This window comes from Candidatus Brocadia sinica JPN1 (assembly GCF_000949635.1).
GTDB classification, from domain to species: domain Bacteria; phylum Planctomycetota; class Brocadiia; order Brocadiales; family Brocadiaceae; genus Brocadia; species Brocadia sinica.
In genome coordinates this window covers 3,072,756-3,088,791 of record NZ_BAFN01000001.1, presented here as the reverse complement: position 1 = coordinate 3,088,791, position 16,036 = coordinate 3,072,756, and the positions used below count along the sequence as shown (strand labels likewise).

The 16,036-nt window shown below is 42.1% G+C and carries 14 protein-coding genes; all 14 read right to left on the bottom strand.

The window, feature by feature from the left end; genetic code table 11:
• Window positions 1-1,032, bottom strand: coding sequence for a hypothetical protein (locus tag BROSI_RS13980; protein ID WP_052564416.1), 1,032 nt, complete (start codon window positions 1,030-1,032; stop codon window positions 1-3).
• Window positions 1,033-1,476: 444 nt separating this feature from the next.
• Window positions 1,477-2,334 carry a hypothetical protein gene (locus tag BROSI_RS13975; RefSeq protein ID WP_052564415.1) on the bottom strand — a complete coding sequence of 286 codons (858 nt, stop codon included), beginning with the start codon at window positions 2,332-2,334 and terminating at the stop codon, window positions 1,477-1,479.
• Window positions 2,335-2,344: 10 nt separating this feature from the next.
• Window positions 2,345-2,701: a hypothetical protein gene (locus BROSI_RS13970; RefSeq protein WP_052564414.1), complete on the bottom strand. Its 357-nt coding sequence runs from the start codon at window positions 2,699-2,701 to the stop codon at window positions 2,345-2,347.
• Between the two features lie 115 nt (window positions 2,702-2,816).
• Window positions 2,817-3,086: a hypothetical protein gene (locus tag BROSI_RS13965; RefSeq protein WP_052564413.1), complete on the bottom strand. Its 270-nt coding sequence runs from the start codon at window positions 3,084-3,086 to the stop codon at window positions 2,817-2,819.
• A gap of 481 nt (window positions 3,087-3,567) precedes the next feature.
• On the bottom strand, window positions 3,568-3,789 hold the full coding sequence (locus BROSI_RS13960; RefSeq protein ID WP_052564412.1) for a hypothetical protein: 222 nt from the start codon (window positions 3,787-3,789) through the stop codon (window positions 3,568-3,570).
• A 15-nt stretch (window positions 3,790-3,804) separates the two neighbouring features.
• Entirely contained in the window at window positions 3,805-3,927 is a 123-nt protein-coding gene (locus tag BROSI_RS21045) for a hypothetical protein (protein WP_261338855.1), read from the bottom strand.
• A gap of 755 nt (window positions 3,928-4,682) precedes the next feature.
• Complete coding sequence (locus BROSI_RS13955) at window positions 4,683-5,819, bottom strand: RCC1 domain-containing protein (protein WP_157842545.1); 1,137 nt, start codon at window positions 5,817-5,819, stop codon at window positions 4,683-4,685.
• Between the two features lie 125 nt (window positions 5,820-5,944).
• Entirely contained in the window at window positions 5,945-7,315 is a 1,371-nt protein-coding gene (gene tnpC, locus BROSI_RS13950) for an IS66 family transposase (RefSeq protein WP_052564411.1), read from the bottom strand.
• On the bottom strand, window positions 7,302-8,183 hold the full coding sequence (locus BROSI_RS13945; protein ID WP_052564410.1) for a Druantia anti-phage system protein DruA: 882 nt from the start codon (window positions 8,181-8,183) through the stop codon (window positions 7,302-7,304). Before BROSI_RS13945 ends, tnpC begins: the two co-directional genes overlap by 14 nt.
• 204 nt (window positions 8,184-8,387) lie before the next feature.
• Window positions 8,388-8,549, bottom strand: coding sequence for a hypothetical protein (locus BROSI_RS19970; RefSeq protein WP_157842544.1), 162 nt, complete (start codon window positions 8,547-8,549; stop codon window positions 8,388-8,390).
• Between the two features lie 293 nt (window positions 8,550-8,842).
• The gene (locus tag BROSI_RS13940) at window positions 8,843-9,223 is read right to left on the bottom strand and encodes a helix-turn-helix domain-containing protein (protein WP_052564409.1); all 381 of its coding nucleotides are present in this window, start codon (window positions 9,221-9,223) and stop codon (window positions 8,843-8,845) included.
• Between the two features lie 706 nt (window positions 9,224-9,929).
• Window positions 9,930-10,901 carry a GTP 3',8-cyclase MoaA gene (gene moaA, locus BROSI_RS13935; RefSeq protein WP_082059216.1) on the bottom strand — a complete coding sequence of 324 codons (972 nt, stop codon included), beginning with the start codon at window positions 10,899-10,901 and terminating at the stop codon, window positions 9,930-9,932.
• A gap of 103 nt (window positions 10,902-11,004) precedes the next feature.
• The gene (locus tag BROSI_RS13930) at window positions 11,005-12,387 is read right to left on the bottom strand and encodes a sigma-54-dependent transcriptional regulator (protein WP_052564407.1); all 1,383 of its coding nucleotides are present in this window, start codon (window positions 12,385-12,387) and stop codon (window positions 11,005-11,007) included.
• Between the two features lie 15 nt (window positions 12,388-12,402).
• A complete protein-coding gene (locus BROSI_RS13925; RefSeq protein ID WP_052564406.1) occupies window positions 12,403-15,987 on the bottom strand; it encodes a PAS domain S-box protein in 3,585 nt (1,194 codons plus the stop codon).
• Window positions 15,988-16,036 lie beyond the last annotated feature (49 nt).

Here is a 16,036-nt window from a genome sequence, read left to right as displayed (position 1 = left end):
TTAACTTCTCCTTTCTCCATCAGATTCAACCTCAATAGATAATTCAGGTTTTCGGCGTTTATCAATACAATTTAATTCTTGCACTAAAATATCTCCTTCTTTTAAAGCTCGATATACTTCTGTTGAATATTGACACTTTCTATCAAGCTCATTATATATCTTCTCAAATTTTAAGTATAATCGCTCACTAGATCTTTGATAAGCATTAACATCTTCAAGCTCCCCGCAAACTACCATATTTAGAAAATTACAAATTTTTGTATATTGTAAATCTTCAAACACTGCTTTTAATTTTTCCCTAGCTTTCTGTTCCGGTGTTTTTGTGAAAATGAATTTTATATGTTTAATGAATTCCATTTTGCCTCGCCCATAATCAGCGGGATTCTTGACTGTTTCAAGTTCTGATTTTGCCGTTTCAAAAAATTGTTGTTCTAACTTATCTAAACGTTCTGAAATATCCTGTCCTTTTATTTGATTTACTACAGTTAAACCCTCCCTTGATACCCTATCTAACCAGTTTTGTAACGTATCATAAACACCTTTGAGATCACCAATTCTATTCGACAACTGAAATCTATGTATCCTGTCTACGGCATCCTTTATTTCCTCTAATTGATTCTGCATATCAAGATTACTAATAGCATGTGCAACCCCGATCCCAACGCTAAGCACCGATGTCATTCTGCGACCTACTCTCCCATGCTCTACAATTGTACCATCCTTACTATTATGCGCTACCGTAGAAACCAATCCATCTTTTTTGGATACAGGCTGATAATATCTACCTTCTTTGAGCCCTTTGAAAACATTCTCAGAAAAGATTACAAATTCTCCACTTGATGCTTTACCTAGTGTAATTGTTTTAACGATATCCAGAGGCAATCCAAGCGAATTCCCAATCTTCTGTTTTATAAACTCACTATAAAGATTAAACAATTTCCTGTTGTTATTAAACAGGTCTTCAAATTCCATTTTTGTTAGTGGATGAGAAACTATTTGAGTCTGTATATTATTTTTGTTTTCTAACTCCATAAGTTTATTCTCCATTAAATTCTAAAAAATACAGTACTACATCGTAGTATTTTTACCTGCTTACATTCTGTTCTGTGATTGTTACCATCCTGCTCTGCATTCAGAAATGCAGTATCAATTTTTCCAAAACATACATGGTATATTTTGTGGAGCTATCCATTTAATCTTCCTCATTCCCATCATCAACATACTTGGAAGAACTGCCATTACAGAAGGGACATATTTCATTCGTGTATCCACGACCGCCACACACGTCACAATCACGAGCAGCCATATTTAACCCCTTTCGTTGAAAAAAGTAAAAATAATTTTTATTGCATCTAAAGTTCACGATGGTTAAGAGGAACGCAGGTGATCAGCTTTGTGATGGGTCCGCTTCGCTTGACCCATCCTACTCTTTGAAATTCAAAATACCTCGGATTGCCATTATCGTCTGTTTTCTGTTTAACCCTGTAACGCTTCCAGCCTGTTTTTTAATTTACCTATCCATTTGTCCTCATCGATTTCAATCTGGTTTGAAGGGTCGCAGAAATTCATAAATTCTGTGATATCATGCTTACTCATGTTCGTATCATAAAAAACGGTTTTGTCCGGCGTTGATTCTACGGGAGTCCTTGTCGTCATTTCATACCGGACATAGTCGTTCAAATTTTCCGGCTTATTTATTCTGTGTGCCATAAAGATTTTTCCTTTAAGATCGGCCAGTAATTTTTTTATGTTTTCAATGACTGGTTGTATTTCCAAAGCGTACTGTCCGATTACCTCCTGAAGAGATGTATCACTATTAACCTGATTGTAAATAAAAAAAATTATTGAATCTTTGGCGCTGGAGACAAATTGTCCTATTAAGTCCCTGCGCTTTCCCCGCAATGTAAATATTTTCAGGCCGATTGTTTTATCAAAGGCTGATGTGTTTATTTCACGAAAATTACCCGGCGAAATGTTTTCTAACCAATTATTGAATGCTGATTCAGTCGCTTTTCTGATGTTCTCTGCATGTTTATCCTTAATTCCCGAAAGACGATTACAAAGGGCTTCCATATGCATTGCAACTTCATATTGCCCACCTTTTATATAACGCTCCTTAAAACACGTCTCACAAATGACTTCATCATGCAGGTAATAGCCTTCAACATCAGGATTTGCTGTTGGTTGGCCATACCTTTGCGTTAGCGCCATTTGTTCATATACCCGATCATCTCCGATTTGTGTTAAGCAAGCGCCTCCCTCGTATTCGACCTTAATAATCTCAGGACATTTCAGGCAATGGTATATCTTCCCCCGGATGTTTAGCCATGACATAATTGGTCTCCTATTGGTGGTTGTTGCTGTTTAACGATGCATCCAGAAAAACAGTCTCGATTTTCTTCAAAATCTCCAGTATCTTACTGCGCCTTTTTGTTTGTTGTGTTTGTTGGGTTCCTTGCGTTGCCGTACCGCTTAAAAGTCTTTGTGTCTCTATGGCAGATGATTTAGCGGAATAATATACATCCGCTGCCTTTGACATGGCATTCGATATTTTGTCCACTTGCTCCTTTGATACAGCGTTATTAATAGTATCATTTACCACGCCATTGATTACCAGCTCAGAACCGCTCTGAGCAGTGGCTGTATTCACATACCACATTAAATGAAACAATAGAACGATAAACAGGAAATTTTTCTTCATGTTGTTGTTTTTTTACAATAGTTCCGTATGGTGTTGTGTGAGTAGACAACCCCCTGAATCCCCTTAGTTTCTAAGGGGATTTTATTATGACATTACAGCGCCAGGAATATTCCGATTATGGTAACATCTTAGCTGTTTGAAAAATTGCCTTTAAATAAACCGCCACTCCTTGTTCCCAAACCATGTGCTGAACCTGTTGAAGCATCTGTTTAGGAACATCATTGCAAAGAAACTGAGTTTCTCGTCCATTACACTCCCAAACCATGTCCTCATGAAAATGGGGAAGGAGTTTGGGAGCGAGCAGTAAACCATATGCTGAACATATCGCCTGCGGCGGACTCTTTTCTCCCACAAGATATGACACAATTTGTACCTCTGTGTTCATTTATTATTTACCCACCCCTTACCCCCCTCCCGAGAGGGGATTTCATCTATTCCCCTCTCGGGAGGGGTAAGGGGTGGGTTCTTCATCGGATAATTTCAACATTGGTAAGTTGGGTTAAGGTACAACTCGAAGAGAAAGCGAAGCTCAACCCTCCATTCCCTGTTTGTGCCGGCAGGGCAGACAGGCCCGTAAATGCTCTTATTAACGTTTAGCAACCAGAGACACAGCCATATCTATTTGTAATTACAGGCCTTACAACAACGCCTTCCCGCAAACCCGCATTAAAAAAATGAAAATTCCTATACGATCAAGTTAAGATAAGCACGGACAAACAAAGTTTGTCCGTGCCACCCAGAAACCGCTTAAATAAACCTGCCCCCATGTAAATGGGGGATGAAAATTCCTATACTATAAATTTCCATAGCCTCATTGAAATTTTCTTTTCTTGCTTTTCAACTGTCAACAGTCAACTGACGGCTGACTACTGACTGCTATCAACTGAAGTTGTAACCGTTCCCCAGCTACTGATGGCCTTTTCAAACTGTTTTCCCAGTTCGGACAATTCTGGTATTGCCTGCATTACGTGTTCTTTTTCAAGGGATTTAAGGGTGTTGCTGAGAAAATGCACCACCTGCCTTACATCCTCCATCTTGCCGTCAGATGCAGGTATATCACCGGTCTTTTCCACGACTTCTCTGCACACCTGTAGAACCTCATCCTACTTCACCGGTTTCCTTAGCGGGTTAATATCCAGCACGAAGATTACGGCAATAAAACACAGCATAACGCTGGCAACTATTGCGTATCCAATCCATGGGTTTGTTTTTAATAATTTCAGCATCTGTGTCCTTTATTAGTATGACAGCGTAAAAACTTCTTTTCCCATACCAATTTAGCCTTTTGAAAAACTTTGGGGAAAAAATGAACAACGCAGCCCCAATAGGCTTCCAAAGATAATTTTGTCATTTCCGGCAAAAATATTTTTATTAAGAACTGAAATGCCTTGTAATACAAGGTATATAAGCCAATTTGTAATATGACGAACTTTCTATAGTTTTTAAGAAACGAACCCGTACGAGTCGGAAGAAAAATTATTATAGTGCAGGAGATTCCGAAACAATACTGAAACCAGGTTCAGCACATGGTTCGGAATGACAAAAGCGGAAAATGTCATGCTGAATCCTGATTTTTATCAGGACAAGCTTATTTCAGCATCTCCTGTCAGAAAATACTTTTCCAACTCGTTCGGGTTAGGCATAGTACAGGCCGCGCCTACGGAGCTTTTTACAATATCGAATTTTATTTCTATTACTACAAACAGGTCACCCCTACCAGGGCTGTGTGCCGTTTTCCTTGGATTTTTCAAAAATCTAAATTGTTACCTTTTCCCCATTCCCCTCTTTGCAGGGACACGTTTCATGAGGACAAGTTTTAGTAAATTTTTACCTCCCCTTTGATCCCCTCCTTGCTAAGGAGGGGAAAACAGGGGTGGTTATTTTGTTGCAGCTACGCCGCGCCAGGGCTATTCGCAAAATTTATAGAATTCAGAATTTTGTAGGTGCAATCTAGAACGCGGTCTAATATTTCTATTTTGGTTTAATCATAATTTACACTGAAATTTTTCACTGGTACTGGTGTCTTCCTGTCTTTAAAAGTCCCATCTCCCAACTGCCCAAATTTATTATCTCCCCAGGCCCAAACCGTCCCATCCGATTTTAAGGCGAGGCTGTGCTGCCAGCCTGTACTAATATCGGTAATATCCTCTAATTCTTTAACCTCAACAGGAATATGCCTTTCGGTACGTGTCCCGTCTCCCAATTGTCCATTGGAATTATTTCCCCACGAAAACACCTTTCCCTCCGAATGTAAGGCAAGGTTGTGCCATCCCCGGGCAGATATGCTGGTTATACTATCGATATTCATTACCTGTACCGGAGTGCGTCTTTCTTCCCGTGTCGACCCGTCTCCCAACTGTCCGTACCGGTTATTTCCCCATGTCCATACGCTTCCGTCCGATACCAATGCAAGGCTGTGAATGTATCCCCCATTTACTTTTGATACATCGCTCAGTCCATTAACTAACACTGGCGCGGTAGTGTTTGTGCCAGACCCGTTTCCTAGCTGTCCATAAAAGTTGTTTCCCCATGCCCAGATGGTGCCGTCTGATGATCGTATGGCAAGGCTATGGTCACCGCCACAGGCAATTGCAGAAATATTTGAGAGGCTGTTTACCTGAATCGGTATTTCTGAGGCACCCACGATGGTTTCATTCCCCAGCTGTCCGCTCCAGTTGCTCCCCCATGCCCACACGGTACCGTCCGATTTCAGAGCCAGACTGTGCAGGTAACCGCCTGCAATCGCGATGACGTCCGTAAGATTCTTTACCTGCACCGGTGTTTTCCGGTTTCTAAAGGTTCCATCGCCGAGTTGTCCATAATTATTGAGTCCCCATGTCCACACGGTGCCATCGGATTTTAGCGCCATGCTATGCCATGTTCCGGCAGCAATGGCAATCACATCTTCAAGTTCTTTTACTAATACTGGTATGTTCTTTTTAGAATGTTTCCCGTTTCCAAGTTGTCCGAAATTATTTCGTCCCCAGGACCAGACAGTACCGTCTGATTTCAGGGCAAGGCTGTGATAACCTCCACCGGAAATCATCGGTGGCGATGCCAGGAGATTGCCTGAAATGAATAAGAATATGGAGAAAATGAAAGCAGTGAAATACTGCATGTGCGCCTCTCCCTTTTTCACGAGCTTGATGGTAAGAGAATTTTCACCCGAAAATTGTTTTTTTTCACACAAAGACACAAAGGTCACAAAGAAAAAAAATCGTAACACTTTAGTTCTTTGAAAAATTAACAAGCGATTTTATAGGCCAACCCAGAAGGCGTTTTTACCGTCAGGGCGTTTTTGGCAATTGCCAGAAGGTTTTCAACGGGATTAGCACCTTGTAATTCCGCAGAGCGAAGCAATGTCATAAGGATAGCCTGGGTATTCGCACCTTGAGCAGAACGATTTTGTTGTGAGATCTTTCGAGTCAATACCGGCTTTCGCATCTGTTGCTCAGCATGGTTATTATAGGGACTCACGCCCTCATGTTCCAGGAACGTAAAGAGTTCCTCTTTATGGCGATTCAGACGTTTGATCAGTCTTTGTGCGTCTTTATCCTGATAGGGTGTTATCAAAAACTGTTCAAGCCGATAATGTAATCTCTTTTTCAACCGAAGAAAGCATTCTGGACTCAAATGGTTCTTTTCCTCCGATAACCGCAATGCGTCTTTGAGCACACGAGAGAGTTTTTTCCGGAAAGCTTTCCATGGAATTGACCGATTGTATGTGTCGACTTTTACCAGTTCCGTGAACAGATGATAGAAACACCGCTGCTTTGCCAGTGCGTTTATCTTGTTATAAGCGCCCCAGAAGTCACAAATCAGGATGCCCTTGAATAGTCTGCCTAAGAACTTTTTTATGACAGGCGATCCCCGATTGCGTGTTATGAGGTAGTAGCAGAGGGTTTTGGTGGTAAAACACCACAACCAATGGGTTTTCCCGTTCAACCGCCACCCTGTTTCATCTGCGTGTAAAACGGCACTTGCGGAGACTTTTTGTCCAATATCGTTATACCGTGATTCCAGGAGTGTTGCAAGGGACTTCCAAGCCTGGGTTAAACCACCGGCGCTTATGTGAAAGTTGAAAAATACGGAAACCATCTTTACGATATTGTTTATACTTATGCCGACTAAGTAATGAAGCCAGGCGGTAAAGACAACGAGGCGCAATCCGAGTCGGGCATTTGGCAACGCGTCTGTGACCGTAGGCTGGACAATCTTTCTACAACAAGAACACCAGGAACCATGAACCGTATGTTCAGTCACGACCGGATCAATCTGTGGGATATCTTCGATGTATCGCTTATACGTTCTTACCGGATTTTGCAGTGGCTGGTGGCAATCAGGACAACTCTTGAGGGTATGTGTCTGATAGGCAGTTATTTTTTCCGGCCGTTTCCGGGAAATCCCCTTATGTCCGTGTTTCCTGCCACAAGGCCGTCTTTTCCTTTTGCTTGTGGGTTTGAGATACGGCGGTGTCATGCCGGGAGGGGTAGTTGGTCTCGGTTGATCGCAGAGTCGGTCATATTTCTCTGCTTTCTCGGCCAGTATCAGGATAGCTTGAATCGCATCCTCTCTGTCCATCTCCAAAATAGCTATGGCTTCATCCCTGGTCATGAGTAAGAAACCTCCGGAAATTTTTGTGGAGAGGATACAGGTAGAGTTCCTTAGGTTGGCCATGATACTGATAGCGATTGCCCCGTTTTGCACTCCCCTTGGTTTTACCAACACGCATCCAATTGGCTGCCTGGTAGCAGGTGCCTTGAAACCGTGCAGTATCAACAAAGGTTTCAGCCAAATACACGGGATGGCCATAGACGGATTTCCAGTCATGTGACAAACGCCTGAGGGCGAGGGATAATACCTTGGATGCAAGGTGTTTGATCATAACCCAGGGTGGAATGAGAAATCGCACGTTACTTGCAATCAAATGCAAGTGTGTCCGTTTGGTAGACTCATCCCATCCGATGAAACGATCACGGTCTTTGACCTTCCATGCGGCACTTGCCCATCCAAGACAGGCAACGACCTGGTTGCCGATATGTACGATGTGCCTGATGTGTTCGCCAACAAGCCGGGGACATCCGAGGTAGTGGTAGTGATGAAGGAGATAACCCCAGAGGTACCTCTCTTGATGGTCTCTTACCACCTGGACCGTCGGGGTTTCATACTCGGTGATGGCACCTTCCAGTGTTCTTTTGACGAAAAGGGGCATCTGATCAAAGACCTTGGGTTTGAGATTGTTTTTCGGCCGTATTCGTGACGGAAGCGAAACCAATCCCTGCTCTTCCAATCTCAGAAGGAGGTCTCGTGCTGCGTATTCTTTCAACTTGCCATTGGGCTGCATCCAGTTCCAGCTCTTGCAGAGTTCACGGGAAATATAACTTCGCCCTCTGAGAAAATGACGCTCAGTGAGAGCCTTGATAAAGGCTATATCGTCTGCATGCAGTTCTCGTGAACGGTAGTGGAATAGGATAGGCTTCATAATCAGATTCCTTTTCTCTGAAGCCCTTTATACCATAAATGGCAAACTGACGCCAGCGTTTTTTTGCGTTTTAACGCTCTTACGGTAAAAACGCCTTCTGGGTTGGCCTATAAAATCGCTTGTTAATTTTTCAAAGAACTAAAGTGTTACAAAAAATAATAAAAGGCAGAAACTAAAAAATCTTCTCTCTTTGTGAGCAACGGCTCATGGATGTTTCATTTTATTTTTAATTTTTTCTGTCATTCCTGCTTTCCTTGGGTATTTTTGTTTGAACTCTTTCCGATACTCAAATATTTCATCCAGGGCTTCATATATTGTCCCATAGAGTTTGTCTTTGTCGAGTCTTTTAGAAATGATATTCTTCACCGTATTGTCCTCCAATTCCTAACCCGAACGAGTCGGAAGAAAACTTAATATAATACAAGAGATTCCGAAACAAGTTCGGAATGACAAAACGCAAAATGTCATACTGAACTTATTTCAGCATCTCCTATCAAAAAATACTCTTCCGACTCGTTCGGATTAGTCTTCTAAAAACTTTAAAAGTTAGTTACATTACAAATTACCCCGTATCAAGTACGGGGCTTGATATTACCTGGTACTCCGGTTTTTGATAAAAATATTTTTCCTGAAAATGTCAAAATATTTTTTGTAAGGAACTAATGTTTATCGGCATGCTTCTTGTTTTTTTTAAACAAATCCAGGAGCTTCCCTGTTGCGGAGCCTTTTATCAGGGAAGATATGGCAGCGCCTAACGGGTTGGAGATTGATAATCCGGCGGCTATTGCAATAGCAATAACCCCGCCAATGCCCATCAAGGCGAGCATCTTTTTCAGCTTTTTGGCATCAATGGCAACCTCTTTATTTTCGAGCAATTGTTTCAACGCAATAAGCTGTTCTTCCTGTGTATCGGTAGGCTGTGCCTTGTCGCTTTCCCACCTGCTTACGGTTGAAAAGCTCACCCCCAGGGCTTTGGCAAATTCAGCCTGAGTTGCCCCCATCTTTTCACGGAGTTCTCTTATTTCTTTTGAACTAATCATCTTATTTCTCTTTAGCAAGTTTTTTTAACACCCCCCTGTGTTCCCCCCCTTGCGAAGGAAGGAAAAAGAGGGGGTTCTTTAGCAGCGGTCATGCATCGCTATGAATATACCATAAAATAAATATTATGCAAATCAAATAATTTGCATATGCAAATTACTTAGAATCGAAAGACCCGTATAGTAAACAAAAAGGGAAAGCTGTCATTCCTGCAAAAGCAGGAATCCAGTGGAAATGACACAAAAAGAACAGCATGTTAACTTATTTGAGACGTTTACGATACATATTATAGAATTACTGCGCATTCTTTTGATTAAGGAGTTGTTGTATCGGAATTCCCCGCGTATGGCTGAATGACAAAACCTATGCTTTTTATGGAAGCGGCAAATGAAACATTTTCGAATGAACTTAAGAGGAAATGGATGCGGGTTTCTGTACTGCAATAATGGTTGGGAAAAAACCTAACCCGAACAAGTCGGAAGGGTATTTTCTGATAGGAGATGCTGCAATAAGCTTGTCCTAATGAAAATCAGGATTAAGCATGACATTTTCCACTTTTGTCATTCCGAACCATGTGCTGAACCTGGTTTCAGTATTGTTTCGGAATCTCCTGCATTATAATAAGTTTTCTTCCGCTGATTTTTTGCTAAAACTTGTCCCTGTATGTTTTGAGCAGGGAATGTCAAAATTATTTTTGGAAGATACTATTCATCCCCCCACCTGGTGCATCACGACGTGCCCCTTGCCGGAATGCACAGAAGGTTTCAGGTTTGCCGCACGGAGAAAGGCATCGGTAAGTTGCTGTTCGGTGGGATTGTTTCGCAGAATGGTCTTTAAATCAATCTCGCCTCCGGATAACAAGCAAGAGCGCAGCTTCCCGTCAGAGGTCAAGCGGAGGCGGTTACACGAATTACAAAAAGGCTGGCTTACTGCAGACACAAATCCAAGTTTTCCCATAGCGCCCCTGATCTTGTATGTTTTTGCAGCGCCACTGCCAAGCATGGGCGGAGGAAGCGATATGAGTTCGTTATTCCTTTCAATGATATCAATAATATCAGCCATAGGTATATATTTGTCCCCGGAGGCCAGATTCTCTTTATTCATTGCCATGTACTCAATAAAACGGACTTCGAGGTCGCGTTCCAGGGTAAGTCTCGCAAACTCCCCGAATTCGTCGTCATTAATTCCCTTCATGGCAACCACGTTAATCTTTGTATTTTTAAATCCCAGATGAAGTACTTCCTCAATCCCATCCAAGACGTCTCTTAATTTCCCACCCCTTGTGATCTCTTCAAACTTTGCCTCATCCAAACTGTCGAGGCTGATGTTTAATCTGAATAACCCGATTTCCTTTAGCATCTTTGCATAGTTCTTCAGATAGATACCATTGGTCGTCATGGCAAGATCTTCGATACCTTGAACATTTCCTAACATCTGAAGTAAGTATTCTATATTTTTCCTGAAAAGCGGTTCTCCACCTGTCAGGCGAAAACTTTTAATCCCCAATTTTACGGCATGCCGCACAACAGTCACGATCTCCTCGTAGGTGAGAATATCCTTATGCTTCGAGAGATCCAATCCGCTCTCCGGTCTACAGTAAATACATCGCAGATTACAGAGGTCTGTTATCGATATTCTTAGCCGATTTATCCTTCTCAAATATTTATCTACAATGCTCATGATATGAATCTTTTTAGTATCCTGTAAAAACCTCTTTTAAAAAATTTTTTACAACCCCCTCCACATCCTTTGTTAAGGGGGATTTAGCCGCGGAAGTGCTGCGTTAAGTATTTTCCGTATTATAACTCGTCTTCGACACTATCTGATATTCTTTCATCTTTCTCCATAAGGTTGTCGTGGAAATTCCCAGATTGCATGCAGCCTGTTTACGATTTCCGGCGTGTTTCCGCAGGGATTCAATAATTGTCTTTCTCTCCTCCTGCGCCAGGGCAGCCCGGATACCTCCCATTTCAATCATAACATTTACAGTATCCGCCGGTGATGCGCTTTGCAACGCCAGGTCAGCAATGGTTATGTGGCTACCCTTCGCAAGCGTAACAGCCCGCTCAATTACATTTTCCAATTCCCGGACATTCCCGGGCCACGGGTACTTCAAGAGTAGTGTCAGTGCATCTCCGGATATCTCCGGCGGTCTTTTTTTCAGCTTGTTCGAGTACATATTCACGAAATAGTTGAGTAAAAGAGGGATATCTTCTTTTCTTTCCCTGAGTGGCGGCAAATGAATTCTGATCACGTTAAGCCGGTAAAATAAATCTTTTCGGAAGGATCCATTTTTGGTAGCCTCCTCAAGATCTTTATTTGTAGCTACAATAATCCGGATATCCAGGTAAATTGGTTTATTATCACCGACCTTCCGTATCTCGCCATTTTGCAGGAATCGAAGGAGTTTGACCTGGGTCGAAGGCGATGTCTCGCCAATCTCATCTAAAAACAAGGTGCCGCCCTGCGCCTCTAAAAAGATACCTTTTTTATCTTTTACCGCTCCCGTGAACGAACCCAGGACGTGTCCAAACAATTCGCTCTCTTGCAAGTTCTCCGGCAATGCCCCACAATTTACCACAACAAATGGTTTATCAGCCCTGAGGCTATTGCTATGGATGGCACGCGCGATCAACTCCTTACCAGTCCCGCTTTCCCCGGTAATCAGGACAGTACTTTCACTGTTTGTCAGTTCCACAAGGATATTCAGGAGCCGCATCATCACAGGAGAATTGCCAATAACACCCTCAAATTTGTACTTTTCCCGAATCCCTTTTTGGAGGCTATTGACCTTGTCTGACAAGCGTTTCTTTTCTAATGCCCGTTCAACCACGGAAAGTATATCAGAAAGTTGAAAAGGCTTGGTAACGTAATCGTAAGCGCCATTCCTCATCGCCTGAATTGCACTGTCAATCGTGCCGAAGGCCGTCATGACAACAACCTCTGTCGATGGAGTAATACGTTTAATGAGCGATAGCACCTCCAGACCGTCCATGGCTTCCATTTTAAGGTCCACGACGACCAAATCACAGACGTGGTTTTTTTGAAATTCCACGGCCTTTTCTCCGCTTTCAACACTATCGACAGTATAGCCGGCCCTCTTAAAAGCTATCACGAGAGATTCTCGCATATTTTTTTGATCTTCAACAACCAGAATATGGAACATACACCTTGTGGAAAACTATACTGAAATGGTCTTCATTTGTTTATTTTTTACCGGCAATCTAACCGTAAATATGGTCCCTTTGTTTTGCTTACTCTTCACATCTATTACGCCGCCATGGTTGTCTACGATACGATGCACAATGGAAAGTCCTAATCCGGTGCCTTTTGATTTTTTTGTAGTGAAAAAGGGCTCAAATATCTTCCTGATAATTTCAGACGGGATTCCCATTCCCGTATCTGCGACCACAATTTCTATCTCGTTATTGTCATGGACCTTCGGCCTTCTCACACGAATGAAGATTTTTCCGCCTCGTGGCATTGCATCAATCGAATTTACCAATAAATTCCAAAAGACCTTCCTGATCCAATTTCGATCTACATAAATCCTGGGAATATCATTCTCATAAATTTTTACAATCCTGATTTCTTCATGAAACCGCGCATCCTGCTCTAACAAAAACAGTGTTTCGTCAATGATCTCAAGTATATCACTCCTGACGAAATGATACTCGGCGGGATGTGCAAAGGTAAGGAAGTTGGTAATAATACTATTGAGCCGGTCAGTTTCCTCCACAACCATCTCAAACAACTTCTGATCGTCATCCTTCAAAGATAAGTCTCTTTTCAACATCCCCACTGAATTCGATATGGCGCCCAGAGGGTTACGGATTTCATGGGCAATCGAGGCTGCCAGCTCACCTATCGAGGCCAACCGTTCGGAGCGCCTTATCTGTTCTTCGATTCTCTTGCTGTCCGTTATGTCCCGCATAATCCCCTCAATGCCTATAATATTTCCTTTTTTGTCTTTGATCGGATAGGTATTCTGGGAGATCCACAACTCCTCGCCATTCTTACAATAGATTCTATATTCCAAATCTTTAGATACTTTTAATTCTCCGGCAAGCACCTTTCGTGTTGTTTCCCTGACGAATTCACCATCGTGCTTATGAATCATTTCCATGGGAATGGAAGGGTTTTCATAAAATTCCTGTGGATCATATCCCGTTACATTCTTCAATGCACTGTTGAGAAACAGATATCTGCCTTTTTTATCCAGCCTGAATATTACATCTTCGATATCCTCAACGAGATTCCTGTACTTTTCCTCAGACTCCTTAATTTTATCAAAAAGACATGTGTTGTCAATTGCAATGGCGAGTTGCGGAGCGATCTTATTGATAATATCCACGTGGTTTTCTGAATAATTATGAACATTGTTACTTCCGAAGTTAAGACTTCCAATAATCTCACCCTTGCATACCAGAGGAAACGACAGGCGTGATTTGATCCCCTCTTTAAATAAAATCGGATCTGTGGAGAAACGTCCCCGCGACGTGTCATTAACCATGTAAACTTCACCATCTTCCACAACTTTCCCGGCCAGTGTTCCATATTTAGAATAATGCATACCCTCTTCCAACCTGGAACCACGGTAATCTTTCGAAACAGCAAAAATCAAAAGCTCTTCCCTTTTTTCATCAAGCAGAGTAATGCTCATACGGTCAAAATCGATGACCTTGTTCAGTTCCTCGCTGAAAGACTTATATACTTCCCGAATGTCAAGGTTTGAAGCGAGAATCTTGTTAATGTTATTCATGATGTCCTTCTCCTGCTCTAACTTCTTCCTTTCAGTTAGATCGATGATAATCCCCTCATAGCCAATAATGTTATTCCGTTCATCACGTCTGAGATTGCTCGTCATCAGGCAGGGCACTCTGATACCATCTTTCGTTTTTAATTCTACCTCATAATCCTTGATAAAACCATTTTTGCATACCATTTCCTTAATCGCCTTACCCTCAGCCGGACTGAAGAACAAGTGCTGAACCAGGTTCAATTTCAGGATCTCATTTTTTGACTCATATCCGAATAAATCCACACCGGCCTGATTAATGTCTGCAAACTGGCATTCCGTATCGCAGAAGAAAACGACGTCTTTACTTGTCTCAAAGAGACGTCTGTATTTTTCTTCTGATACCCTCAATTTTCGCGTCCTCTCTTCAACAATTTTTTCCAGTTGCACTGTATAGCTATGGAGTTCCTGCTCTAATAATTTTTGTTCCGTAATATCCCTTGCAATCAGCACAAAACCGATCGGTTTCCCACCGCTAGATTGCCGTGTAGTGAAGGTACTATATCCGGTAAATACCTCTCCATTTTTGCGCACCAATTGCATTTCGCTTTTATACCTGCCGGTAACCAGCGTTGTTTCCAACATCTTTCTCATCTTCCCCGATTCAACATCTGCATTTGTATACAATATTTGGATACCCGATCTTCGAATCAATTCTTCCGGCTCATACCCAAACATCCTTTTTGCGCCTTCATTAAAAGCCAGGATATTCCCCTCAAGATCAGCCGCTATGATTGAATGCTCGGTAGAACTTACCAGAATACTATTTAAAAAATTCGATGTTTCCTGCAGTTTCGCTGTCTTCTCCTGCACGGATTCAGCCATTACATTGAATGCATCCCCCAACTCGCGGACTTCATCCTCGGTCTTTATCATAACCCGTTGAGACAAATCCCCGGCAGACATCTTCCGTGTAGCCGTTATCAATTCCATAATCGGATTGGCAATCTTCTGCCCGATCACCAGGGCAAATGTAATCCCGGCAACCGCCAAAACCACTCCCGCAATAGTCAGGTAAGAGAGAATTTTTAAGATAGGATTCTTTAAATTATTCATGGCTAAAGATACTTCGCTGGCACTAACTTCTGTAATGACACCCCATTTCAGCTCAGGTATCCGATACCATACCCCCACCACTTTTTCTCCCAGGTAGTTCGTATAGCCATTTACATCAAACCCATTAACACCCTTTAAACAAGAAATCACGCTTTTGGTAAATTGCCCGGTTTGTGGCACAACAACCGCCAATTCCAGTGTTGTTCTCTCCTTGATTAATCCAACATGTTTTAATTGATTGGCAAACCTGGATTCACTAATCATCAGGCCATATTGATTGATGACATAGGCATCATAACTATCCCCATACCGCATCTCATGCATTTCTTTATTGAGAACGGACAGATCAACTTGAAACAGTATCACTCCTGTCACCGCTCCGTCCTTATTTCGTATTGGCGCTGAGGCGTACATGACAGGTAATCCTTCAGATCCCGTCCCGATTTCATCCAAATCAGAGAAAACAGAGGATGCGACATCTGAAATATAGGTCTTACCTTCAACAGCATGCTTGAAACCTTCAACATCAACAATGTTTAACCCTATCAATTTGTCATCCGTAGACAACCTGACATTACCGGACACATCGCTAATCATAAACCTGTGAAATCCTGCCTCACATGGTATATGTAGGAGAAATTGAGAAATGGAATCGGTATCCGTTTTCGTCAAATTCACTGCATTTACTACAAACGGATTGCGCGCGATGCGTTCCGCATCGCTTTTTAATCTGTTTAACCATTCGTTCACCTGAGATACTTTTTTGGAACCGATCAGCTGCAAATTGATTATCGTCGTTTTCTGGATGGCCTTTTGTGCCGAAGGATATGCAATAAGCCGCATTACCAATAATGGAGTAAGGACAGCGATCAGAAAGAGAAAAATTAATTTGTTCTTGATTGAACGAAACATTGCGCTACCTTACTGCGAAGGAACCACTAATTCATCGATTATTCCCAAA

Coding starts and splice junctions, on each gene's coding strand:
- BROSI_RS13975 (WP_052564415.1), bottom strand. CDS start 2,334: ATGTCATGGCTAAACATCCGGGGGAAGATATACCATTGCCTGAAATGT.
- BROSI_RS13930 (WP_052564407.1), bottom strand. CDS start 12,387: ATGTTCCATATTCTGGTTGTTGAAGATCAAAAAAATATGCGAGAATCT.
- BROSI_RS13965 (WP_052564413.1), bottom strand. CDS start 3,086: ATGAACACAGAGGTACAAATTGTGTCATATCTTGTGGGAGAAAAGAGT.
- moaA (WP_082059216.1), bottom strand. CDS start 10,901: ATGAGCATTGTAGATAAATATTTGAGAAGGATAAATCGGCTAAGAATA.
- BROSI_RS13970 (WP_052564414.1), bottom strand. CDS start 2,701: ATGAAGAAAAATTTCCTGTTTATCGTTCTATTGTTTCATTTAATGTGG.
- BROSI_RS13940 (WP_052564409.1), bottom strand. CDS start 9,223: ATGATTAGTTCAAAAGAAATAAGAGAACTCCGTGAAAAGATGGGGGCA.
- BROSI_RS21045 (WP_261338855.1), bottom strand. CDS start 3,927: ATGCTGAAATTATTAAAAACAAACCCATGGATTGGATACGCAATAGTT.
- tnpC (WP_052564411.1), bottom strand. CDS start 7,315: ATGACCAGGGATGAAGCCATAGCTATTTTGGAGATGGACAGAGAGGAT.
- BROSI_RS13925 (WP_052564406.1), bottom strand. CDS start 15,987: ATGTTTCGTTCAATCAAGAACAAATTAATTTTTCTCTTTCTGATCGCT.
- BROSI_RS13980 (WP_052564416.1), bottom strand. CDS start 1,032: ATGGAGTTAGAAAACAAAAATAATATACAGACTCAAATAGTTTCTCAT.
- BROSI_RS13945 (WP_052564410.1), bottom strand. CDS start 8,183: ATGAAGCCTATCCTATTCCACTACCGTTCACGAGAACTGCATGCAGAC.
- BROSI_RS13955 (WP_157842545.1), bottom strand. CDS start 5,819: ATGCAGTATTTCACTGCTTTCATTTTCTCCATATTCTTATTCATTTCA.